This window comes from Sulfitobacter sp. HI0027, from assembly GCF_001634775.1.
GTDB lineage: Bacteria > Pseudomonadota > Alphaproteobacteria > Rhodobacterales > Rhodobacteraceae > Sulfitobacter.
Genome location: NZ_LWER01000049.1, coordinates 1 through 3,040 on the forward strand (window position 1 = coordinate 1; position 3,040 = coordinate 3,040).

General features: G+C 56.4%; 4 protein-coding genes. 2 read left to right on the plus strand and 2 right to left on the minus strand.

The genetic code is table 11. From position 1 onward, the window contains the following. Positions 1 to 454 (plus strand): DNA glycosylase AlkZ-like family protein (locus A3722_RS03555; RefSeq protein ID WP_201721956.1); only part of this gene is annotated, 454 nt, incomplete at its 5' end. On the opposite strand, the gene A3722_RS03560 is transcribed toward A3722_RS03555, so the two are convergent. Further along, positions 451 to 1,146, minus strand: coding sequence for an aspartate/glutamate racemase family protein (locus A3722_RS03560; protein WP_067626343.1), 696 nt, complete (start codon positions 1,144 to 1,146; stop codon positions 451 to 453). The two genes, A3722_RS03555 and A3722_RS03560, sit on opposite strands and share 4 nt — an antisense overlap. Positions 1,147 to 1,412: 266 nt before the next feature. Continuing rightward, positions 1,413 to 2,714 (minus strand): hypothetical protein, encoded by a 1,302-nt coding sequence (locus tag A3722_RS03565; protein WP_067626341.1) that lies wholly within the window; start codon positions 2,712 to 2,714, stop codon positions 1,413 to 1,415. A gap of 51 nt (positions 2,715 to 2,765) precedes the next feature. On the opposite strand from A3722_RS03565, the gene A3722_RS23060 reads away from it, so the two are divergent. Next, the coding region (locus A3722_RS23060) for a helix-turn-helix domain-containing protein (protein WP_150120158.1) at positions 2,766 to 3,040 on the plus strand (275 nt) is incomplete at its 3' end.

Below are 3,040 nucleotides of genomic sequence, written 5' to 3' on the forward strand. Positions count from 1 at the left end.
GCGGTTGGAGGAGATCGATATCGAGGCCGCCGATGGCAGCCTGCGCCCTGCCTTTGTCCGCCCCGGTTGGGCCGAAGACCCCGCCCTTACCCGCGAACCCCCCAAACGGCTTCGGGTGCTCAGCCCCTTCGACCCCGCCCTGCGCGACCGCAAACGCGCGGCACGGCTTTTCGGGTTTGACTACCGGATCGAGGTCTTCGTGCCCGAGGCGCAGCGTAAATACGGCTACTATGTTTTCCCCTTGCTGCAGGGCGACAGGCTGGTGGGCCGCGTCGACATGAAGGCCCATCGTGACGCGGATGAGCTGCGCATCACCGCGCTTTGGCCCGAGCGTGGCATCCGCTGGGGCAAGGGGCGGCAGGCGGCGTTTGAGGCGGAAGTGCACCGTCTCCTGCCGCTCGCCGGGGTGAGCCAAGTCTGTTTTGCCGACGACTGGCTGCGTGATCCGGTCTAGGCGAAGCGGGGAGGCTGCAACCCTGCGTGAAACCAGTTGAGATAACTATGGATCGAATGCACGGGCCGCCCGGTCGCCGCCGCGATATCGGGGGCGTAGGGTACCATATTCGTGCATTCCAACAGGATCGCGCCGACATCCGCATGGGCCTCTACCAGCCGCTGCGCCGCCTGCACCATCTCAGCCCGCGCCTGCGGCACTTCAAGGTCGGGCAAATTGCCAAGGATCGTCCGGGCGAAACTGCTGCCTTCCAACCCCATCACCGGGCTGCCTTCGGGCACGCCCGCCGCGCGCAGATGGGCGGGCGAAAGGGTGCTGGCCGAGATCGTTAAAATCCCCACCCTGCGCCCGGGCGGCAGGCAAGCCGCGATCTGCCCGGCCTGCTCTAACGCCGAGGCCGCAACCGGCACGTCCAACGCTTCGGCCAGACGGGGCCGGATCAGCGCCAAGAACCCGCAGGTGGTGGCGATGCCAGTGCAGCCTTCCGCGACCAAGTCCCGCCCCACCGCGATGAATGCCTGCACAAAGGGTTCGATATCATCGCAAACGATGGCTTCGGGCGTGGCCCCCGGCACAACAGCATAGCGCACCGGAAACGACCAACTCCCCGCATTGCCGACATCGCCCAGAATGCGGGGGAAGCGCGTGTCGAGCATCAGTATCCCCAGCCGCGCGCCTGTCTCGTTCGCCATATGCCCTCCGTTTGGGTGTCACGACAACCAAAAAATGGCCATTTCGCAAACCTAAGCCATTGTTTATAAGGAGTTATACTTCGGCCGCCTAATTGGCTATTTCGCAACCAAAAGAAGCCCTTTCTATGCAAACGTAAAATGCCTATTTTTCGAGGAACAATCCGTATGTCAAAAACCTTCTACCGCGATCATTCGCACAAAAAAAGACCGCCCTGTCGGACGGTCTCAAGATTCCCCTTTTAGGATGGGGCCACTTGCCCTTTGTTTTAAGTAAAGAGATCAAGTTCCAGTACGCGGGTCCGGTAGAAGTTCTCCCCCACTTCAGCTTTCGAGGCCACAGGTCGTATCCCGCGCTTTTTCAAACGGCTTACAACTTCACAGGTGCGAAGCCCGCACAGCTCTGCGATCCTGGCAGGGTGAATAAATTGCTCCATAAATTTCGTGATTTCTTCTGAGTCAACGCTTGGAAAATGGTGGTGTGCAGTTGGGCAGTCTATCTGCTTGGGCTGCATACTGACTTCCTTGGGATGCCGTTCAAGAAGCCGCCAGACAATTTGTGGAGAAAGCTTTAGCGAACCGGCAGTGTCCATGATTGAATTTTTCCATGGGCTTGAACTAACTCGCGCATTAACTTCTGCTGGTTCCACACGCAACGCGGCGATCCCCAGCTCCGACGCTATGCAGAAAACCTGATCAAGCAATCCACCAAGTATCATGTGGACTACGGTGACCGCGGGTACTTTGGCTATTTCCGCCGCTTTCTCGATAGGAACCAAACTCACGTCTGCCTTAGCCAATTTGATCGAATTCCCATGCAGTTTGCTCACCAGCAAAGCAATTTCTGCTTGATTGACTGATTTTTGAGTTCGCCCCTTTATTCCCGGATCTCCAGAATAAATGGGTGTCAGCAAGCGCTCAGCGAAAAGTTGATTGACCAGTTGACGAGTGCAGCCCAACTCGCTCGGCGCATTGGTTACGTCGACCTTTCGAACCATCTGAGATGCGACCTCACGCCCAACCTTTACCGGAATAGGGTAATGAGAAAGCGCGTTCTCAGGGATTACTTGCGCGGCAACCAATGCACTCCGAAGTGTTTGGCATTTCAATCCCTGCTCTTTTGCAAGAGATGCGACAGTGTGTAGCAACCTTTCCGGAAGAGGCTGTTTCAGAATCTTGGCGCCCGCAGGCAAAGCAAAATGATGTGAAACAAACTCGCGGAAGACCTTTGCAATATCTCCGGGCTCTCTGAATGATTTCGAACCGGCCAGCGCCTTATAGAAGCAGCCAAACATCATTTTCGCGCCAGGGGTGCCATATGCAGCACCGAATTTTTCGTACTCAGCGTTAAGCGCGGTCTTGATGCCTTCTTCCCCAAGCGCTGTAGAACTAAATCCAATACGACCGGCATGATCCCAATCGTTCAATGTCAGCTTAGTGAGGTTTTGTTCAGGACCAAAGGCGACCAGCGCGCCTAAAAGTTCAGTTCCGCGGGTTGCTTGGTACAGCTGTTGATTGTCACTGAGAACTGACCCGGTAGCCCCATAAATTGTCACTGAGAATTGACCCATGTGAACACACTTCCCCGACGGTTTTGGTTGGGGGGATTTGGAGTGATCGACATGGGATTTTTGAGTGTCATTCGACGCTGGGCATTGCGTGACAAGATGCCAATCAGGGAGATTGCCCGGCGGACGGGTTTGTCTCGGAACACGATAAAGAAGTATCTGCGTGAAGGTGCGGTGGAACCGCAGTTCAAGACGCCCAAGCGTCCAAGCAAGCTGGATCCCTATTCGGATCGGCTGTCAGCCTGGCTTTTAATCCAGACGCGGAAGTCACGCAAAGAGCGGCGGACAGTGAAGCAAATGCATGCTGATCTGGTGAAGCTGGGATATGA